Below are 19,094 nucleotides of genomic sequence, written 5' to 3'. Positions count from 1 at the left end.
AGAGTTACGGTTACTGTAATAGCACCATCATTTTCATTACCGCTTACATCGGCTATCGTTACAGTAGCTTGATCATCATTATTAATTGTCAAAGTAGCTCCGTCGGTAATATCGATGTCTCCAGATGCTACCGTTGCTGGAGATAGTCCACTCATAGAGATGGAAACCGTCTCATCTGCTTCTACCTTGGTATCTCCTCCAAGAGTTATTGTAAATGTCTGTGTTTCACTGGCGGTTCCTGCAAAGGTCTCTGTTGCAGAAGTTACTGCAGTATAATCACCATCTGCAGTGGTTGCTGTTCCATCAGCTGTAGATAGATCCACATCAAATCCACCATCTACTGCATTATCTAGCGTAAGTGTTATTGTAGCTGTTCCATCGTTTTCATTTACAGAGACATCTGCAATGGTTACAGTAGCACTATCATCGTTGGTGATAGTTCCTACTCCAGTAGCATCCGTAATAGTTGATGTTCCTGTAGCATTGGTAAGGTTTAAGTTAATGGTCTCATCAACTTCCAAAGTGGTATCTCCACTTACAGTTACATCTACTGTTTTATTGGTCTCTCCCGCATTAAAAGTTACCGTAGTCGTTCCCAAAGCTGTATAATCTGATCCAGCAGTTGCTGTACCATTGCTTGTAGCTACATCTACAGTAATTGTACCAGATGCGGCTTGATCTAAGCTTACAGTATATTGCAATGTAGCAGTTCCAGCATCTCCTTCTGAAACAGTTGGGTCGTTCACAGTGATTGAAGATAAAGCTGTCACGTTTAAAGTGGCTACATAATTCCCAGTACTATTTTCTGTGCCATCATTAACCTCAAATTGAAAAGAAGTATTGGTTGATCCATTTTGGATGTATTGTAAGTTACCTGCATTTAAGTTTGCTAAAGATACTGTGGAACCATTTGTAAGTTCTTCACCCCCATCAAAGGTATCACTGTTGTTAGCATCCACATATAGCGTTCCTGCTGTTGGAACTATCTCTATTAAAAGATTGTTTAAAGGATCGCTATCGGTATCATTGTAGCCGAAATTAGCAGTGGCAAATGTATATACCGCATTTTCTACAGGACCGGGAGATGCTGTAAAACTAGTTGCTGTTGGGGCGGTGTTTGAACTAAAAACACTTCCTGCAAAGGTATTAGGAACATCTGTAGGGAAATTAAAGCTTCCAAGTGTCCAGTTGTTGATATCATTAATCATAGTTGAGCATTCTCCGATCGTACCATTGCAATTTAAACTTCCGGTATAATATCCTTCATTATCTAAAATAATAAGTGCTGTAGAGCCAGCTACTAAACCTGTGCCTGCAAGAGAGGCAGGCGTTGCCCCGTCATCTGTGTCTCCAACGAAGGCTAAAAAGATTCCTGGCATAGCTCTAGTTCCAGTTATTGCATAAATTTGTTCATTTGAAACACCTGTTGTAAATCCTAAATCATCTTCGGTTGCTGTTCCTAGAGAGGCTTGTATTCCCGCAGTATTGTCATCCGCATCAGTAATGTCTATTACAATACCAGCAGCAATTGTATTTCCAGTATCATTAATCCATAATACTTCTCCTTCAGCGGTTGTAGAGTTGAATGCAGATCCATTCCACCCTTCATCAGTAAATCTTATTTCGGTTCCTGCCGGACAATCATCAAGAAATAAAAATGAAAAACCATCATCATTATCGTGAAATGCTACAAAAGCAATGTCACCCGGATCATCAATAATTCCGTCTTGAACTTGTGCGTAAATTGATGAAAGGAAAAATTGGATAAAGAAGAATAATGTAATTGTTTTAAAATTGAATAGTTTCATTCGTTAGTAGTTTTGTTACATAAATAATTTTAGAAAAATTCTTTGAAACAAGTTAAGGAAAAAAAAAGAGAAAGGGAATATTCTCTTTTTTTTTAAAGATTAGCTTCTGGAGGGGTAAATTCCTTGAAGACAGATAATATAGTTTAAACCTAAAAAGGGCTGTATGTTTCCAATAGGTTGACTTCCGCCGGTATTTCCAATATCAATTTGTGATCCGGATACAGGGATATTAGCACCCGCATAGCTAGCATTTGTTGTTGGCGAACTTGCATAATTGTCTGCTCCGGTATTTGCTAAAACTCCTGCCCCAGGATTTGATTCATCTTCATCTCCTGACGCGGTATTAACCGGGATCGCGATCTCTCCAGCATTATTAATAATTACATTATGCGTATGAATTGGTAATTGAGTAACATTCAATGTGTTTATTTCGGAACCACCCGTTTGTCCTTCGCTATACGGAGATAATCCTGGGCCATTTCCTGGCCCAATCGGTATTCGTCCTCTTAAGTCAGGTAGTGCGAATGTAGTTCTGCCATCACCACCATAGATAGTTCCTATCAAAGAAAATAAAGCATTATTCTGCGAGACTGGTAATAGTTGTCCATGACACAAGGCCCAACTTCTTGGAGCCCAGTTGGGACCCCATAAACGAATTTCTGAAATGTATCCTTCCATAATTTTTTAAAGTTTTAAAGATTAGCTTCTAGACGGAAAAGTTCCCTGAAGACATATGACGTAATTAACCCCCAGATATGGTTGCATGTTATTAATTGACTGATTCCCACCGGTATTTCCTATGTCAATTTGTGATCCGGATACAGGGATATTAGCACCAGCATAACTAGCATTTGCTGTTGGCGAACTTGCATAATTGTCTGCTCCAGTATTTGCTAAAACTCCTGCTCCAGGATTCGATTCATCTTCATCTCCAGACGATGTATTAATAGGTATAGCGATTTCTCCAGGATTGTTAATGATCACACCATGAGTATGTGATGGAATTTGTGTCACATTCAATGTGTTAATTTCTGTTCCCCCTTTTTGTCCTTCTCGGCGTAGAGATAATCCTATTCCTTGACCAGGACCAATTGGTACGCGACCTCTCAAGTCGGGTAATGCAAAAGAAGTTCTCCCATCCCCTCCATAGATAGTTCCTATTAAGGAAAACAATGCTGTGTTCTGAGCGATGGATAATAATTGACCATTACAAAGTGCCCAGTTTCTTGGAGCCCAATTTGGTCCCCATAAACGTATTTCTGAAGTGTATCCTTCCATGTTGTATTGATTTAAGATTAATAATTTGGTTTGATTATTGTCTGTTATATAGTTGTTGTTTATGAGACAACACTACGCTGTTTATATGCTATATTGTTGGTGAAATAATGCCCCTGTTGCACTCCGAGATGAACGAATTTTACTCCTGATAAAACACCTGCATCCGAGCTGATTATATTTATTCTTAATATTTTCCCGTATTTGCAGTATACATATAGTCCTTCTTGAGGATGTGCATGCACAATTTCTCCAGCGGTTTTACCAAATATGGGTTGACTATCTACCGGAGAAACTTCTATTATTTTTATCGGTGATCCTTGGTAGTAAGTGGTTGCTCCACCGTATTTAGGATTACAAGCATTGATTAATTGTTCTATTTCATCAGCTGTTTGTGTTTCCCAGGATATTGTAGTGTCTTTTTCATCTGGTCGATGGTAGTAGTTTTTGTTGTGATCAGACTGAGGTTTGTAATTCGAAGGTTTTTTCACTAATTCAATCGCTTTTTGAGATAGTTCTCCAAGCATGTTGCTCATTTTAGAATTTACCATCCCTACTGTTTCTCCAGGAATAATAGGAACTGGTTGTTCGATTAAAATGTTACCAGTATCCCAATCTTTATCCATTTTATGAATGGTAATAATTGTTTCTTTCTTTCCTTGTTTTATTGACCAGAATAATGGATTTGGGCCTTTGTTTTCTGGTAATTTCCCGAAATGAATATTTAAGAAACCATAGGTTGGTATGGATAATACTTCTTTTGGGATCTTAATTGAGAAGCCACAGACGATTACTAGATCTGGACTTTTTTTAATTAACCATTTTTTAAAATCGATATGGATATTTTGTTTGTTGATATTATATGTTTCATATCCTTCTTTTTGTATAAGAGAAGACCAAAGGTTGTTTGTGTTTTGTCCCGCTGATTCTTCAAAACATACAGCGTTTAATAATTCGTTTTTCGAAAGGTATTTGTATACGGAGAGACAAATTGGAAATGCTCCTATGAGAATTATTTTCATAAATATATAGTTGTAGTTTTCCCTTTGGATCAAAGTTATGTGGAGAATAAAAAATATGCTATACGTAGAATCACCTGAATTTGGAAAAATGCTATTAGGTAATGGCTTGTAGCGAAAATACTTTGGGGTATACTCTTGTTTTAAGAAAGTTTAGGAAGATTGGTTAAGTCAATCAGAGAAATATGTAGTAGAGAAAAATGATCTAATAAGTGGAATGGTAGGTTATTTTAAGTATACGCACTTTCGTTCGTAATCAATTACTGCTTTTCCTCTTTTTAAAACATCAGCACCTATTATACCGTCTACAGGTTCGGCTTTATGAGCTATTAAGGCAGTGTTTACGTGTGTTAGATCAAATAAAACAAGTGAAACGTTATTTTTCGACCATTTCCCTAATTGTAAGGTGTTTTTTTTAGAAAGTTGAGTAAGCATATCGGTAGCTCCAGCACCAGCGGCTTTTACATCGCTATCTTGAGCAAAGAGATTGAATTTTTCTACCGCATCAAAACCTACACAAGAATTTGATGCTCCCGTATCTAAAATAAAATTTCCTTCTATACCATTAAGCATTGCTTTTACTTCAAAATGATTGGTTTTAGTATATACAAGTCTAATACGATGGTATTCTTTGTTAAGTAGGAATTGGCGTAATGTTGTCATTTTATTTTTTGTCGAATCACAAACAAAAATAGTATAATTAATAAGAAAACACCTGTTATCCAGACCCAGTTATAATTGTAATGGGTTGGTGCTTGGTATGAGCCGTAATAAATAAATGCTGCCCAGTAATATGGAGATTTTTGGGCATTAGATATTTTTTCAGAATTGAGGTAATCTAATTTTCCTTTATGCAATCCTTCGACATTCGAACGTGAAAGCTGTAAGTTCTTATAAAAATATCCCATGAGTTCTGAAGTAGTTTTGTCATTTACCATCCATAATGAAAATAGTACATTAGGAACTCCTGCATATTGAAATCCTCTACCTATACTCAAAGGCCCTTCCCCAGAAATTATAGATCCTACACCTGTTTCGCAGGCACTAAGAACGACTAGCTCCGTTTCTAAATTTAGTCCATATAATTGATTTACCGGTATTACTTGATCTCTAAATTGTATAGAAGCGGGTCTGGAAAAGTTTCCGGCTTCTGCGTGAGTTGATAGATGTAAAATAGGATGTTTTTTTGATTCATTAAGAAAGTTAGTATATGTTGCGCTTTCCTGCTTCAAAAATGTACCACTAAATTGTTGTTCAATATATTGTTGTTCTTTGATTGAAAAAGGGAGTTCGATATCGGTTTTTTCAAAAACAGGAAATATGCCTAAGATGCTTATATCATTATTTTTTTTTGTAATAGCTCTTGAATATTTACTTGCAGAATTTTCATAAATCAAAACACTTGATTTTAATAAAAAGGGCATGTTTTGGAAATTTAAAGCAGTGGTTTTTTTTGTAAGTAAAGTTTCAAAAGGAATAAAATTCAATAGCCCATCGGGGATTATCATTATCTTTTTGGCGTTGGGGATTTTAAGAGTTTTATATATTTTAAAACTACTTTCTGAAAACTCTTTTATATCATTGTTAATGACTGAAGGGCTATTGAAGTAGGCGATGTAATCTTGAGTAATTTTCCTTAAATTTTCACTAATACCTATTGTTTGTAAATCTATAGAGTGAGCATCAATTTTAAACTGATAAATGGTTTCTTTTCCGAAGAAATATTCGATCAGTGTGATATCATCTTGTTTTAGTTTTTTCTGAAGATTTATAATAGATACTGTTTTATGTGTAGATAATAATTTAGGATACTTTTCTTTTAATACATTGGTTAATTCCTTGATTTCAATGGATTTGTTATTATGAAGAGTATTCCATTGTTGAATTTTTTTGATATCGGCCTTATCTCCTTGTTGTCTTTCTCTTAGAATGCTCGTTTCATAAGATGCAAGTTGATACGTTAGTTGAGCGTTTTTCTTAACTATTGAATCATTTTTATAGGAAGATAGTAACTGTTTTGATAATTGTGCTTGGTTTACAAAAGGAGCTTTAGAATTGTCAGCCGCTTCAAAAGCTTTATATAGATAATTTATGTCTCTGGTTTTTGTGTATAAAGAGTATAAGATATCTATGTATTTTTCAGTTCTATTTCGATTTTGACCGTGTTGAATGATTTTTGTGTCTTGTAATGGATATGCGGTGTTTAATTTGGAATTTACCAGAAAAGCAGTTTCATAAGACTGAATTGCTGAAATTGGATTGTTTAGTTGTTTATAAATGTATGCCTGTAGATCTATAGTTTTAAGAAGGATTTTGTCAGCTATAAGATGTTCCTTTTTGGGAATATCAGTTTTTTGAGAATGCGAGGGTAAAAGGATGCTGTAAATTTCTTTTACAATATCCATTGCTTCGATAAATGAGGATTTAGAAAGTAATATGTCGATATAAGCTAATTGTAATTTTGCAAGGTCTCTGGTTGAGGTATTTGGTTTTTTTAATAGTTGAGTTTTTGCTTTATTAATATAATATTGGGCATTTTGGGAATTTTTACTTTCTAATTCAATTGCGGCTAATATTTGATAAGCATTTGTTTGCGAAGCATCAATAGATATTACCTTTAGCGCATAATTTCTGGCTTGTTCTGTTGCGCCAATATCTAAATAATTTGTTGCTAAATTGGTTAGGATATTTACATTTTCAGAAGCAATTTTTTCTCCCTTTTGAAGTATTTTGATGGCTTGTTGGTAATTACTCTGATTATTATATGCAATGGATAAGTTGGTAATCGCAGAAATTATTTGAGGCAAATTTTGCTGCTGCTCTGCTAGATATAAATAACTAGTTATTGTGTTTTTTGCTTTTTGTAGGTCGCCAATTTTAAGATATAAATTACCTAAAGGTTGTAAACAGTTTTCAATAATATCATAACCTTTTATGTCGTTGTTAAGAAAAACTTTCCAGGCTTTTTCATAATATATTATTGCCGTTGGCAGATTGCTAAACCGAGTGTTATAGTAACCGATATTTGTATTAGTGATAATCCAGGCTAATTTGTCTTCGGTAGTCTGTAGTTGGTTTTCTTTGGTACTAATTATTTTAGTTAATCTATTTAAATTAGAAGTGTTAGGATCCGAAAGAAAATTGTCCAATTGATTGTATAAAAACTCAGAAGTATTGGTTTTTTGCTGTGAATAAAGGATGGGATTTCCAAAATACAGATAAATAAAAAGTAAAATAACACTTCTAGAATTTCCAAATTCCATAGAATTGAATTTGAGAGTTTGGGGTATCAAAATTATAAACATATCTGACACCAAGGCTTGGTCCAATTCTTACAGCTCCCAGATTCATTCCGATAAAGACTCCTGTTTGAAAATTGGTTATAGTGTCATCTAATTTTTGAATGGTAAAGGAATCTAAATCCCGATCGGGAGTGATTATTTGTCCTTGACCTTGTCCTTCAATAATAAACCCTGTACCTGTTGTTTCTTGATCATTTGTACTTGTAAGATCTAGTTTTAACTGAATTCCTGCTCCAATAGCAAATAAATTATTGAAGTTATATCGATAAGAGGCGGGTATTAGATATAATGAGATATTATTGTACTTGTTTGCCTCTGAGAATTCAATAAGGTTTTCTATTCCATTGGCTTGTGTAGATCTAGTTTCGAAATTTCTTATTTCATCAAATGAAGATGCAGAAACCAGTAACTCTGCTTGATAATAAGCTCGATAGGATTTAAATGGAGATAATGTTGCCCCAATAAAGTACTCTCTTTGATTGTTTAGTTCGGGAACTAAAATGTACCCAGCTTTGGCTCCTATAGAAATTCCTGGGGAGAATCTGGTGGTGGCATAATTGGTAATAATAGGCTCATTTTTGTCAAAGTAAATTGAAGTTCTACTTCGAGTCTTCTTTTTATGAAAGCGTTTACCAAATTTCATAGAGTATTTTACAAAGCCTTTAGTAGAATCAATTTCTTCCACATTTTTTTGTTCACTTCCAGGAAGATAGATTTTATTAAATTGGAAAATAATTTTATCCTTTTTTAGGATTGTATCTAAGCAACTGTAGTTTACCTCTCGTTCTTTTGGGCAAATTGGACATTCGGGATACATACTATCGATTTCCAAAGTAGATTTGTCAAACATTTCAGGAGTGTCAACTTCTAGCTTAATAGTGTTAGCAGGGCCTTCTCCGTTATTCTGAAATCGTACTTTGAATTTTAATCTTTTAAATCGTACCAATCGATAATTCATTAACCAGCCATTAGAAGACATTTTGTTAGGATCATGTGAGGTTACAATTTCCATTTCAGTATCTTTTACAGTGTGGTTGTCAAAATTGTTATCTGGAACATAAACACTTCTTAGAGTAACAATTGCACTAGTGTCTTTAATCATTTCTGGAGTCGTTTTGATTGTACGGAAGATGTTACGTTCTTCACCAGGTTTCATGTTGTCAAATTCTATTATTTGGTAATTTCGATATAAAGTTTTTGATTCTTCTAATGTAAGTGGTAGGTTTTTTCGTTTGGTAGTGTCTTGTGCAATAAGCGTTCTTTTATACAAAACCGAACTACTGTTAGAGGCTAATAAGGTATGAATGTCATTTTCTGGAAGATTCAATGAGATAAGATCTAACGGTGTAATTCGTTCCTCGTGATGCAATCGAGTATCTTCTATTATGAAATTATCATTTTTGAATTGGCGATCGTTATAGAACAGATATAGTTTTCCGTTAGAAATATAATTATTGTTGTTTTTGTAACTAGTGATAAAAACCATTTCTTGATTCGGAATCGGTTCACGATTTCTTTTTAATAATAAATCTTCATCTTCTTTAAATGAAGATGCGTTTTCAAGAGAAGCTTCGTCTTCTGCGTCAGTAACCTTTATAGATTTTGGCCTGCTAATAGGTGGTTTTCCATTGTCGTAATTATTTGTGGCCCATAATTTAACTGCGTAGGTTTCATTTTTTTTGTATGAATGCGCTGGTTTTTCTTTAAAACTATAAGTACCATCTCCAAATTCCCAGTAATATGTGTAAAAAGCCTTTGGAGCTCCTGCGATTTGATTAAGAGGAGGCATTTGTGCTCCGTAAATTACTTGATTGCCTTGGATTTCATAAGATATTGGCGCTATTCTAGGGATTGTGTCATTGGTCAGTATTTGTCCAATGCAGAAAAAAGGGAGGCATATCATTATAAATAAAGCCGAAAATCTATTCATGATTTGTTGTTAGTGTTACTAAAGATAATCAAAAAGTTAAACGAGATTAAATTATATCAGTTAGTGAATTAAAATTCTGGAAGGTAAACCATCCCAGAATTTATTGTTTTAAATAAGTTAATACTTTAATCAGCTTTAAAGCCTAATCCGATATATGGCATCGCAATGTTATTTACCGGTCCACCTGCTCCATAGAAATTAGAAGACAAGAATTCTACGGTACCTTGAGTAATAGGAAAGGGAACAGTAGAAAAATTGGAAGGTCTTAATACACGTCCTAATGTGGCGTCGAGGTTCGGATATCCTTGCATAATTGTCCTTTTAACTGTAATTATATCACCAGAGGATACAATAACAGGAGTAATAGATTGGTAATCTAACTGTCCTTGAGAGAAAGTATGAGTTCCCGAATAGCTATTAAGACTTGTGGTATTTATAACCTCTATAGTATAATCTCCATTATACGTACTTGGATTTTGGTACCCAACAGAGCAAATTTCGCCATCTGCATTTATTTTTATTACATATTCATGAGTTTCCAAATCCATAAATTCGGGTAGATCATCGTAATTGTTAGCATTAGAAAAAGCAGTAGTTATAAAGTTATTGACATAATAGTCCTCACATATATTATTTGTTGGGTCATTATCTGTATCGCAAGAAATGGTTAGAAGTAAAAAGGAGAATAGTGTAAAAAGCTTTATTAAGGTTCCTTTAAAAACTCTGTTAATAATATTGTGTCTTAAAGTGTCTTTTGTTTTCATAATATCTGTTTTTTTAAGGGTTTATACTATTATATAAATGATGCTGTTTTTTTGTTACCTCAGGTTTGTTCTTTTTTATTGTTTTAAGTGTAATATTATGGCCTTAAAAATTAAAATTCCGGAAAGTAAGCCCTTCCGGAATTTTTGCTGAAATTTGCTGTAACCCCCATTACCTAATATGCATATTCCAGTGTGAGATGTTTTACGGGAGATCGTTTATTAATGCTACTAATTCTGATTCGGTTCCTGTATTTGTTGTTCCAATTATTTCTAGATGATTTTCTTCAATAGTAACTCCTTGGATTGCGTAGACATATTGATCATCTTGAACAGATACAAAAATGATATGAACTTCTAATCCTATAGGGATTAAACCATAATGTTCAGAGAAAAGACCTGTTTCAGGATCATAAATGTCTAATAAAGCTAGAGCAGTTGGTTCTCCGTCATAAGATACATACACATTGCTATTGGTGTTGTCGAATCCTTCTGGTACATCCACTTGTAATAACGTTTTTGGCCTTGCATCGTTATACCAACGATCAATATTTGTCCATCCAAAGTTGCTAAGGAAACCTCCATATCCGCTCACTCCTTCGCCGTTAGGGCCTTCTCTTTGTATTGGTTCTAAACCTGCTTGTTCATCCTCTTCCCAAACGATATCACATTGTAATTCATCACCGTCACAATCATTATCTTGCCCATTAAATATTGACATGTCTTCGTCAAATTCATCAGCTGGAGCAAAAAGCATGAAATCATTTGCGAGCTCTAATTGTTCATTATTTTGAGTTGCATTTATATAAAACTCACCACCCGACACTAGTGTTTCTACATCTCCATTAGGGCGCTTTCCGTTAGTAGGCATTTTGGTAAGTAGCATTTTAGCTTTGTCATAGATTTCTATTAGTTCTATAGTAACTACACCCGTTACAGGGTCTCCATTTTGGTCTAAAAAACTGTTAGCAGGAAAATATAAAATGGTTCCATCTTCACCATACACTTCTCCAGCACCACCAGAGTTTAGTGTGAAAATTTGTAATGCTTCATCACGGTTTTCTGTTATTTCAGTTTGTAATTCTAATCCTCCTAAAATTGGTTGAGTAACGATAATATCGTTATCATCATTTTTACTACAACTGGTAAGTAATAGGATAGAGAACCCTAAAAGTAAAAAATTGATCATTGTCTGTTTTACCTTCTTACTATTATTCAGTAAAGTAATTGTTGTACTATTTGTTTTCATGTTTTTTTAGTTTTAAATATCCGTTTTCGGACTTTCTAATTTTTGTTATTTACATCTTCATATCAACACCATTGGTTTTTTGTTACCCATTTTCTTAAAAACTTTTTTAATTTAGTTGTCCGGACAAATCGTTTATGGAAAAAAACCAAGCACATTCAGATCAAAAATATATACAGGCTCTATTGAATAATGATAGTATACTGCTTAATGAGATGTATCGAAAATTTGCGCCAAAAGTGGTTAGCTATATAAAGAAGAATAGTGGTGATGATTCCAAAGCGCAAGATATCATTCAGGAAACGTTGATAACAATATATAATCAAGCTAAAGAAAAAAAATTAGTGCTTACCTGTCCTTTCGATGCGTATTTCTTTTTGCTTTGTAAGAGGAAATGGCTTAATGAGTTAAAAAAGAATTCTGTTAATAAGGTAACAATTAATGAAGAGGTTGTATCTATTGATGATGAGAGTTTGCAACAAGCTGAAGATACTTTGGTTTTTGAAGCTAGAAATGCACTTTTTGTTGAAGTATTTGATCAATTAGGTAATACCTGTAAAGAATTGTTGAAAGCTACTTTTGCCATAAAATCGATGGAAAAAGTAGCTGAAAAATTAGGGCAATCTTATGGATATGTAAGAAAAAAGAAATCCTTATGTATAGGTAAATTAACAAAGATGATGCAAAGCTCTCCTAAGTATAATAAAATAAAAAACTTGTTATGACCCCAGAAGAAAAATACGAGCTTTTTGAACGCAAAATTAGCGGTGGGCTCTCTGTAAAAGAACAAGAAGTGTTGTCTAGAATCTTAAGAGAAGACGAATCTATAGCTGAAGAATTTAGACTCTATCAAGAATGGAGTTCTTATCTAGAGACTAATCTTAATGTAGAGGAAGAAAGATCCGATTTAGAGAAAAATTTAAAAAACATCAGTAATTCATTTTTCGAAAAGAAGCCATTAAAAAAAGAGTACAAAGTAATAAAAATTCCTTCTTGGACATATGCTGTTGCTGCTAGTGTAGCAATTCTTTTAGGGGTTTATATGGCTTTCAATGAGAATGATGCCTCATATAACGATTTTGCATCGATACCAGAACTGTCAATTATAGAGAGAAGTAGTGGAGGTGAATTGATTAAAAAAGCTGAGAAAACTTTTAATTCTAAGAATTATTTAGAAGCTGAAAAATATCTTTCTGAGTTATTGAAAAACAATGATGATAACTCTGAATATAGTTTTTATTTAGGGATTGCTTTGGTAGAGCAGAATAAATATGATAAAGCATCTGAAGTTTTTGGTAAACTGCAAAAAGGGACATCGGTTTATAAATATAGAGCTACTTGGTTTGAAGCCTTAAATCAATTAAAACAGGGAAAAAAAGATAAATGTAAGGTGCTATTAGAATTATTACCTAATGAAGCTGAGGACTATCAGCAAGCGCAAAAATTACTTAAGAAAATATAATTTTTTTAGAATTATTGATGAGCTATTTATTCATTAGAAATAACTGTTTGTTTTAATATGGAAACGCCAAATTGAATGTGCAAATTTTGGTTACTTTTGCGGCATGATACTTACTGATACACATACTCATATTTACAGTGAATCTTTTGAAGAAGATCGAGATGAAATGATGCAAAGAGCAATTTCTGCTGGAGTCGAACGTTTTTTTGTTCCCGCTATTGATTCTGGGTATACACAATCTATGTACGACATCGAAAAAAAATATCCTAACAATGTATTTCTTATGATGGGATTACATCCTACTCATGTTAAAGAAAATTATAATGTAGAACTTCAACATGTAGAAGAAGAAATAAAAAAACGTTTGGATAATGAAAGCGATCTTAAATTTTATGCTATAGGAGAGATTGGGATAGATTTATATTGGGATAAAACGTTTCTTAAACAACAGCAAGAAGCATTTAGATGTCAAATTAAACTAGCTAAAAAATATAAATTACCTATTGTAATTCATTGTAGAGATGCTTTTGAAGAGGTTTTCGAAGTATTGGAGTCTGAAAAAGGAGAAGATTTGTTTGGGATATTTCACTGTTTTACGGGTACAATTGAGGATGCCCGACGAGCTATCGGATATAACATGAAATTAGGTATTGGAGGTGTTGTAACATTTAAAAATGGAAAAATAGATAAATTCTTAAATGAATTTTCTCTAGATCATATAGTATTAGAAACGGATGCTCCTTATTTAGCACCAGTTCCCTTTAGAGGTAAACGAAATGAGACTTCCTATTTAATTCAGGTTGTCGAAAAACTTTGTGATATTTACAAGAAATCCCCAGAAGAAATTGCGAGGGTAACTACTAAAAATTCTAAGGATATATTCAGAATATAGTGAATGTGTTTTAATTTAAATTTTGTTCATTTGTTAGACTAATAAATGTAAGTTTTGCAATGAAGATTTCACCTAATATATTATTGATTTATACCGGAGGTACTATCGGTATGGTTAAAAATTTTGAAACAGGGGCTTTAGTGGCTTTTGATTTTGATGAGTTATTGCTGAATATACCTGAATTAAAGCAACTGGATTGTAATATTGAAACTAAAAGTTTCAAAGAACCAATTGATTCTTCGGATATGGATGTAGAGCGTTGGAAAGAATTAGGTGGTATTATTAATAGCAATTATGAAACATATGATGGATTTGTTGTATTACATGGTAGTGATACAATGTCGTATACAGCTTCTGCTGTTAGTTTTATGTTTGAAAATTTAGGGAAACCAATTATTTTTACAGGCTCTCAGCTACCAATTGGTGATTTAAGAACTGATGCTAAAGAGAATTTAATAACTGCAGTTCAGATCGCTGCTTTACAAAAGAAAGGAAAACCGGTAATAACTGAAGTTGGTTTGTATTTTGAATACAAATTATTAAGAGCTAATAGAACGACTAAGATAAATGCTGAGCATTTTAAGGCATTTCAATCACTTAATTATCCCACGTTGGTAGAGTCTGGAGTTCATCTAAAAGTGAATACTTCTTTTTTGCGTGTAACAAATCGTAGAAAAAAAATGGTGTATCATACACATTTTGATAATAATATTGTTGTGATTAAAATGTTTCCTGGGATAAATGAGGCTATTTTACAAAGTATTTTTTCTTCAGAATCTATAAAAGGGGCTATTATTGAGACCTACGGGTCGGGTAATACAACTACTAAATCATGGTTTTTAGATATTGTTTCTGATCTAATAAAGAAAGGAATACCTGTTGTAAATGTAACACAATGCGTAGGTGGTAGTGTAGAAATGGGTAAGTATGATACGAGTGTAGCGCTAAAAAAAGCGGGCGTTATATCCGGAAAAGATATAACTACAGAGGCTGCAATAGCAAAACTGATGTATTTGTTAGGAGAAAAATTACCACTTAAAGTCCTCAAAACCATTTATGAAACTTCTTTGCGGGGTGAAATGTCAGAAAATTAACGCCCCAAATTTTAGTAGTTAACATTTTTTTTGTTATTTGCTCAACCATTTTAGGCAAAAAATTAATAGAGAGGTGGCCGAGTGGTCGAAGGCGCACGCCTGGAAAGTGTGTATACGTCAAAAGCGTATCGAGGGTTCGAATCCCTTCCTCTCTGCATTATTATTAAATTTTTAATAAATTTTGTAATATTTTTTTATCTTTAACCCTTTAACTAATTAAAATTAAGAATCAGCGCAATGAAAAGACTATTTTCTATTCTGGCAATCGCAACAGTAATGGCTTTTGGAAATATACAAGCAGCCACTGCTCCAGCCCAGTTAACGGCAAACGTGCAATTATTAATTGCTCCAGTAACAACAACTATTCAGGATGCAGATGAGCCTGCAGCAGAGGAATCCTTTCACCAAAACCTGAAAAAACGTTTTATAGAAGGAGGTCCTAGCTTTATGGGAATCGTTCTTTTATGTTTGATTCTTGGTCTTGCGATAGCAATTGAAAGAATTATCTTTTTAAATTTATCTACTACTAATAGTAAGAAACTTCAACAAAATGTAGAAGACGCTCTTAATAGTGGTGGAGTAGAAGCAGCAAAGGAAGTTTGTAGAAATACAAAAGGACCTGTTGCATCTATATACTATCAAGGTCTTGATAGAGCTGACGAAAGTATTGATGCTGCGGAAAAAGCAGTTGTTGCTTACGGAGGTGTTCAAATGGGACAATTAGAGAAGAATGTATCTTGGGTTTCTTTATTTATAGCACTTGCGCCAATGCTTGGGTTTATGGGTACAGTAATTGGTATGATTGATGCATTTGATAAAATTGAAGCAGCAGGAGATATGCAGCCATCACTTGTGGCAGGAGGTATTAAAGTAGCACTTCTTACTACGGTATTTGGACTTATTGTTGCAATTATTCTTCAGGTTTTTTATAACTACATTATCGCTAAGATCGATAGTATAGTAAATGATATGGAAGATGCATCGATTACTTTAATCGATATGTTAGTAGCTTACAAAAACAAAAAATAATAAATGCCTTTTAGATTTTATTTCAGATAATAAAATCAATAGAGTATAAAAACATTTATTATTTAATTATATGGTTATTATGAATAATGATGACCCAGTAAAAAATTAGTCACATGAAAATTTCAAAAATATTATCATATGTTGTTCTCGCAGTAGGTGCAATAGGTGCGGTATTATTGTTCTTAATGAATGGTAATTTTACAACACTTATGGATAACTATGGTATTACAGAAGCGAAAGATTTGGTAAAAGATACTTCTTCATCAGCTTTTGCAGAAGCTACTTCATTGGTTAGCCCTATGTATAATCTTACATTAGTAATATTTGTTATTATTGTAATAGCAACTTTAATTGCCGTTTTTTCAGCATTAGCTAAAAACCCTGCAGGTTTAAAGAAGGCTGGTATAGGAATCGTTGCTTTTTTAGTAGTGATAGCTATAGGTTATGTTATGGCTGAAGGAGTAGAAACACCAATGAAAGACGGAGAAGTGCTTTCTGCGAGTGGATCTAAACTAGTAGGAACAGGTATTTATGCTTTCTACTTTTTAGCAGCTATTGCTGTCGGTATGATGGCATTATCTGGAGTTAAAAAATTAATAGGTAAATAATTATGGCAAGAAGATCAGCACCTGAGGTTAACGCTGGATCTATGGCGGATATTGCATTTTTACTTCTTATATTCTTCTTGGTTACTACAACCATTGATACGGATAGAGGTATTAGTCGTAAGTTACCACCGCCTTTAGATGAAACCGTTGAGCCTCCAATCCTTAAGCAAAAAAATATTTTTGTAGTAGAATTGAATAAGAATAATGACCTTTTAGTAGAGGAAGCTCCAATGAAATTGGAGGATTTACGTGCTGCAGCTGTTGCTTTCTTAGATAATGGTGGTGGAAGCGGTGATGAAGCGTGTAGCTACTGTAAAGGAGAGAAAAGTCCGAGTTCTTCAGATAACCCTGAGAAAGCGGTAATTTCTTTACGTAATAATAGGGAAACTAGTTATGGTACCTATATAGCTGTGCAAAATGAATTGGTTGCAGCCTACACCGAACTAAGGAATAGAGAATCAGAACGTCTGTATGGGAAGTCATTTTCTCAAATGGAATCAGAACTTAAGGATGTGAATTACTCAGGGAGTAAGGATAGGCTTAAGGATCAGATTAAGCAAATACAGTTAATGTTTCCTGAGAAGCTATCTGAAGCAGAACCAAAGAAATAAGTAAAACATAAAAACGTAATTATGTCTAAGTTTAAAAAGAAAAAAGGTGGTGAATTACCCGCTATTTCAACAGCGTCTTTACCAGATATCGTATTTATGTTACTGTTTTTCTTTATGGTTGCAACAGTAATGAGGGAGAATAATCTAAAAATAGAAAATAGATTACCTCAAGCTGATCAGACAGAAAAGTTAGATAAGAAAAACTTGGTAATGTATATTTATGCTGGAAAACCTAGTTCGAGATATGCTGCAAGTGCAGGTACTCAGGCAAGAATTCAGTTAAATGATAAATTTGCTGAGGTAAGTGATATCAAACCTTTTATTTTGGCAGAAAGAGCTGCTAAAAGAGAAGAAGAGGTTCCTTTTCTTATTACTGCTTTAAAAGTAGATTCAGAAACGAATATGGGTCTTGTTGGCGATATTAAAAAAGAATTGAGAGAAGTTCAAGCGCTGAAAATTAATTACACCACAAGACAAGGTGAAGCTACCGGTAACATACAGTAACGGTTAAAGACTTACTTTAATATATTAAAAAGCCTGCTCTTAGAGCAGGCTTTTTGTTTTCCCTCTCAATACACTAACACTAATTCTTCTGCGCTTATAGGATCAATATGATCTGCATATGGTTTTACTAGCTATTTGTATTTGCATATTTATAGTTTTTTATTTTTCTTCTCTAGTTGTATACCATAATGGCATAACAATTGTTGCTATTGTTATAACTGTGATCTGTTCATATGATCAATATCTAACCTTCCAAATAGTGATATTGAATTGATAGAAATATGCGGTTATTGTCTAATTAATATTTTATATGAATTACTACTATTTAGGTTTTATACCTCAATGTAGTAAGGTTGGCAAAATGCTTGTCTTTCATAATATCACTTTTGATTTAGTAAGTAATTATTAACTAAATATGAATTATTATGGCTAGAAGATTAGCACCAGAAGTAAACGCGGGATCTATGGCGGATATCGCCTTTTTATTATTGATCTTTTTTTTAGTAAGCACTACCATTGAGACTGATTATGGTATTAGTAAAAGACTACCTCCTCCACCTGAGGATCTACAGACTAATATTCTTATTAAAGAGAAAAATTTATTTAGAGTAGAGTTGAATCAGTTGAATCAGTTATTTGTGGAGAAGAAACCTTTAGCATTAAAGGAGTTAAAAACTGCCGCAATAGCTTTCTTGGATAATGGAGGAGGAGTAGAAAAAGAGTATTGTAACTATTGTAAAGGAGCACGGGATCCGAAATCATCGGACAACCCTGATAAAGCAGTAATTTCTCTTGTAAATAGTAGGGAAACTAATTATGAGACTTATATAGCGGTTCAGAATGAGCTCATAAGTGCATATGAGGAGTTGAGGGATAGAGATGCTCTTAGGATCTACGGAATGTCTTTTAAATTGATGAAAGCATACCTGAAGGATGGTAGTTATTCTGGTAATAAAGAGTTGCTAAAGGATCAGATTAAGCAAATAAGGTTGATGTATCCAGAAAAACTTTCAGAAGCTGAACCAGTTACTGCAGCATTATAATAATTTAAAAACTATTGATTATGTCTATATTTAAAAATAAACAAAAAGCAACTCTACCAGTCATTTCAACTGCATCTCTGCCAGATATAGTTTTTATGTTGCTATTCTTTTTTATGGTTGCAACGGTAATGCGCAAAGATACCTTGATCGTTAAAAATGAATTACCATACGCAGATCAAATTGAGAAGTTGGATAAAAAAAATATGGTTATACATATATATGCGGGTAAACCTAGTTCTAGATATAAAAATGTAGGTACCGAGGCAAGAGTTCAGCTTAATGATAAGTTTGCAGATATTAGAGAGATTAAGCCTTTTGTTTTAGAAGAAATGAAATCGAAACCAAAAGAATTAAGACCTTATCTAACCACTGCATTAAAGGTGGATAAGAATACTAAAATGGGTCTTGTTGGAGATATTAAAAATGAGTTGAGATCTGTTCGTATGCTCAAAATTAATTATACGACACGCTCAGGTGATGCAATTAAGAATTTAGAATGATATAAAAGAG

At 33.5% G+C, this 19,094-nt stretch carries 19 protein-coding genes and 1 tRNA gene; 11 read left to right on the top strand and 9 right to left on the bottom strand.

Annotated elements, in window-relative coordinates; all coding sequences use genetic code 11:
• The 9 genes from BMY33_RS10275 to BMY33_RS10235 all read right to left on the bottom strand — a co-directional run.
• A partial coding sequence (locus tag BMY33_RS10275) for a beta strand repeat-containing protein (protein WP_091408049.1) occupies positions 1-1,808 on the bottom strand: 1,808 nt, incomplete at its 3' end.
• A 99-nt stretch (positions 1,809-1,907) separates the two neighbouring features.
• On the bottom strand, positions 1,908-2,486 hold the full coding sequence (locus tag BMY33_RS10270) for a phage tail protein (RefSeq protein ID WP_091408047.1): 579 nt from the start codon (positions 2,484-2,486) through the stop codon (positions 1,908-1,910).
• A gap of 21 nt (positions 2,487-2,507) precedes the next feature.
• Entirely contained in the window at positions 2,508-3,086 is a 579-nt protein-coding gene (locus BMY33_RS10265; RefSeq protein ID WP_091408045.1) for a phage tail protein, read from the bottom strand.
• Positions 3,087-3,145: 59 nt separating this feature from the next.
• The gene (locus tag BMY33_RS10260; protein ID WP_091408044.1) at positions 3,146-4,105 is read right to left on the bottom strand and encodes a methionyl-tRNA formyltransferase; all 960 of its coding nucleotides are present in this window, start codon (positions 4,103-4,105) and stop codon (positions 3,146-3,148) included.
• A gap of 222 nt (positions 4,106-4,327) precedes the next feature.
• Positions 4,328-4,765, bottom strand: coding sequence for a retropepsin-like aspartic protease (locus tag BMY33_RS10255; protein ID WP_091408042.1), 438 nt, complete (start codon positions 4,763-4,765; stop codon positions 4,328-4,330).
• Positions 4,762-7,365 carry a CHAT domain-containing protein gene (locus BMY33_RS10250; protein WP_170837056.1) on the bottom strand — a complete coding sequence of 868 codons (2,604 nt, stop codon included), beginning with the start codon at positions 7,363-7,365 and terminating at the stop codon, positions 4,762-4,764. Before BMY33_RS10250 ends, BMY33_RS10255 begins: the two co-directional genes overlap by 4 nt.
• Entirely contained in the window at positions 7,346-9,334 is a 1,989-nt protein-coding gene (locus BMY33_RS10245) for a DUF7849 domain-containing protein (RefSeq protein ID WP_244543001.1), read from the bottom strand. The genes BMY33_RS10250 and BMY33_RS10245 overlap by 20 nt, the downstream gene beginning before the upstream one ends.
• A 125-nt stretch (positions 9,335-9,459) precedes the next feature.
• A complete protein-coding gene (locus tag BMY33_RS10240) occupies positions 9,460-10,098 on the bottom strand; it encodes a hypothetical protein (RefSeq protein ID WP_091408038.1) in 639 nt (212 codons plus the stop codon).
• A 202-nt stretch (positions 10,099-10,300) separates the two neighbouring features.
• The gene (locus BMY33_RS10235; protein ID WP_091408036.1) at positions 10,301-11,344 is read right to left on the bottom strand and encodes a hypothetical protein; all 1,044 of its coding nucleotides are present in this window, start codon (positions 11,342-11,344) and stop codon (positions 10,301-10,303) included.
• A 134-nt stretch (positions 11,345-11,478) separates the two neighbouring features.
• On the opposite strand from BMY33_RS10235, the gene BMY33_RS10230 reads away from it, so the two are divergent.
• From BMY33_RS10230 to BMY33_RS10180, 11 genes are all read left to right on the top strand, one after another.
• The gene (locus BMY33_RS10230; protein ID WP_091408035.1) at positions 11,479-12,066 is read left to right on the top strand and encodes an RNA polymerase sigma factor; all 588 of its coding nucleotides are present in this window, start codon (positions 11,479-11,481) and stop codon (positions 12,064-12,066) included.
• Complete coding sequence (locus BMY33_RS10225; RefSeq protein ID WP_091408033.1) at positions 12,063-12,803, top strand: tetratricopeptide repeat protein; 741 nt, start codon at positions 12,063-12,065, stop codon at positions 12,801-12,803. Before BMY33_RS10230 ends, BMY33_RS10225 begins: the two co-directional genes overlap by 4 nt.
• Before the next feature lie 103 nt (positions 12,804-12,906).
• Positions 12,907-13,695 (top strand): TatD family hydrolase, encoded by a 789-nt coding sequence (locus BMY33_RS10220; RefSeq protein WP_091408032.1) that lies wholly within the window; start codon positions 12,907-12,909, stop codon positions 13,693-13,695.
• A 59-nt stretch (positions 13,696-13,754) separates the two neighbouring features.
• Positions 13,755-14,789 carry an asparaginase gene (locus BMY33_RS10215; RefSeq protein WP_091408030.1) on the top strand — a complete coding sequence of 345 codons (1,035 nt, stop codon included), beginning with the start codon at positions 13,755-13,757 and terminating at the stop codon, positions 14,787-14,789.
• Positions 14,790-14,856: 67 nt separating this feature from the next.
• A tRNA-Ser gene (locus tag BMY33_RS10210) sits at positions 14,857-14,944 on the top strand.
• A gap of 82 nt (positions 14,945-15,026) precedes the next feature.
• Positions 15,027-15,818, top strand: a complete 792-nt coding sequence (locus BMY33_RS10205; RefSeq protein WP_091408028.1) for a MotA/TolQ/ExbB proton channel family protein — start codon at positions 15,027-15,029, stop codon at positions 15,816-15,818.
• A 113-nt stretch (positions 15,819-15,931) separates the two neighbouring features.
• Positions 15,932-16,426, top strand: a complete 495-nt coding sequence (locus BMY33_RS10200) for a DUF2569 family protein (protein ID WP_091408026.1) — start codon at positions 15,932-15,934, stop codon at positions 16,424-16,426.
• Between the two features lie 2 nt (positions 16,427-16,428).
• Positions 16,429-17,037 (top strand): ExbD/TolR family protein, encoded by a 609-nt coding sequence (locus BMY33_RS10195; protein WP_091408024.1) that lies wholly within the window; start codon positions 16,429-16,431, stop codon positions 17,035-17,037.
• 21 nt (positions 17,038-17,058) lie between these two features.
• Positions 17,059-17,541, top strand: a complete 483-nt coding sequence (locus BMY33_RS10190) for an ExbD/TolR family protein (protein WP_091408023.1) — start codon at positions 17,059-17,061, stop codon at positions 17,539-17,541.
• A 425-nt stretch (positions 17,542-17,966) separates the two neighbouring features.
• Positions 17,967-18,584, top strand: coding sequence for an ExbD/TolR family protein (locus BMY33_RS10185; protein ID WP_091408021.1), 618 nt, complete (start codon positions 17,967-17,969; stop codon positions 18,582-18,584).
• A gap of 20 nt (positions 18,585-18,604) precedes the next feature.
• Positions 18,605-19,084 carry an ExbD/TolR family protein gene (locus tag BMY33_RS10180; RefSeq protein ID WP_091408019.1) on the top strand — a complete coding sequence of 160 codons (480 nt, stop codon included), beginning with the start codon at positions 18,605-18,607 and terminating at the stop codon, positions 19,082-19,084.
• Positions 19,085-19,094: the final 10 nt, after the last annotated feature.

Origin of the sequence: Aquimarina amphilecti (genome assembly GCF_900109375.1) — a bacterium.
GTDB classification, from domain to species: domain Bacteria; phylum Bacteroidota; class Bacteroidia; order Flavobacteriales; family Flavobacteriaceae; genus Aquimarina; species Aquimarina amphilecti.
Note: the sequence above shows the minus strand (reverse complement) of the source record. Positions and strands in the feature narration are given on the sequence as shown.

Coding starts and splice junctions, on each gene's coding strand:
- BMY33_RS10270 (WP_091408047.1), bottom strand. CDS start 2,486: ATGGAAGGATACATTTCAGAAATTCGTTTATGGGGTCCCAACTGGGCT.
- BMY33_RS10265 (WP_091408045.1), bottom strand. CDS start 3,086: ATGGAAGGATACACTTCAGAAATACGTTTATGGGGACCAAATTGGGCT.
- BMY33_RS10260 (WP_091408044.1), bottom strand. CDS start 4,105: ATGAAAATAATTCTCATAGGAGCATTTCCAATTTGTCTCTCCGTATAC.
- BMY33_RS10255 (WP_091408042.1), bottom strand. CDS start 4,765: ATGACAACATTACGCCAATTCCTACTTAACAAAGAATACCATCGTATT.
- BMY33_RS10250 (WP_170837056.1), bottom strand. CDS start 7,365: ATGGAATTTGGAAATTCTAGAAGTGTTATTTTACTTTTTATTTATCTG.
- BMY33_RS10245 (WP_244543001.1), bottom strand. CDS start 9,334: ATGAATAGATTTTCGGCTTTATTTATAATGATATGCCTCCCTTTTTTC.
- BMY33_RS10240 (WP_091408038.1), bottom strand. CDS start 10,098: ATGAAAACAAAAGACACTTTAAGACACAATATTATTAACAGAGTTTTT.
- BMY33_RS10235 (WP_091408036.1), bottom strand. CDS start 11,344: ATGAAAACAAATAGTACAACAATTACTTTACTGAATAATAGTAAGAAG.
- BMY33_RS10230 (WP_091408035.1), top strand. CDS start 11,479: ATGGAAAAAAACCAAGCACATTCAGATCAAAAATATATACAGGCTCTA.
- BMY33_RS10225 (WP_091408033.1), top strand. CDS start 12,063: ATGACCCCAGAAGAAAAATACGAGCTTTTTGAACGCAAAATTAGCGGT.
- BMY33_RS10220 (WP_091408032.1), top strand. CDS start 12,907: ATGATACTTACTGATACACATACTCATATTTACAGTGAATCTTTTGAA.
- BMY33_RS10215 (WP_091408030.1), top strand. CDS start 13,755: ATGAAGATTTCACCTAATATATTATTGATTTATACCGGAGGTACTATC.
- BMY33_RS10205 (WP_091408028.1), top strand. CDS start 15,027: ATGAAAAGACTATTTTCTATTCTGGCAATCGCAACAGTAATGGCTTTT.
- BMY33_RS10200 (WP_091408026.1), top strand. CDS start 15,932: ATGAAAATTTCAAAAATATTATCATATGTTGTTCTCGCAGTAGGTGCA.
- BMY33_RS10195 (WP_091408024.1), top strand. CDS start 16,429: ATGGCAAGAAGATCAGCACCTGAGGTTAACGCTGGATCTATGGCGGAT.
- BMY33_RS10190 (WP_091408023.1), top strand. CDS start 17,059: ATGTCTAAGTTTAAAAAGAAAAAAGGTGGTGAATTACCCGCTATTTCA.
- BMY33_RS10185 (WP_091408021.1), top strand. CDS start 17,967: ATGGCTAGAAGATTAGCACCAGAAGTAAACGCGGGATCTATGGCGGAT.
- BMY33_RS10180 (WP_091408019.1), top strand. CDS start 18,605: ATGTCTATATTTAAAAATAAACAAAAAGCAACTCTACCAGTCATTTCA.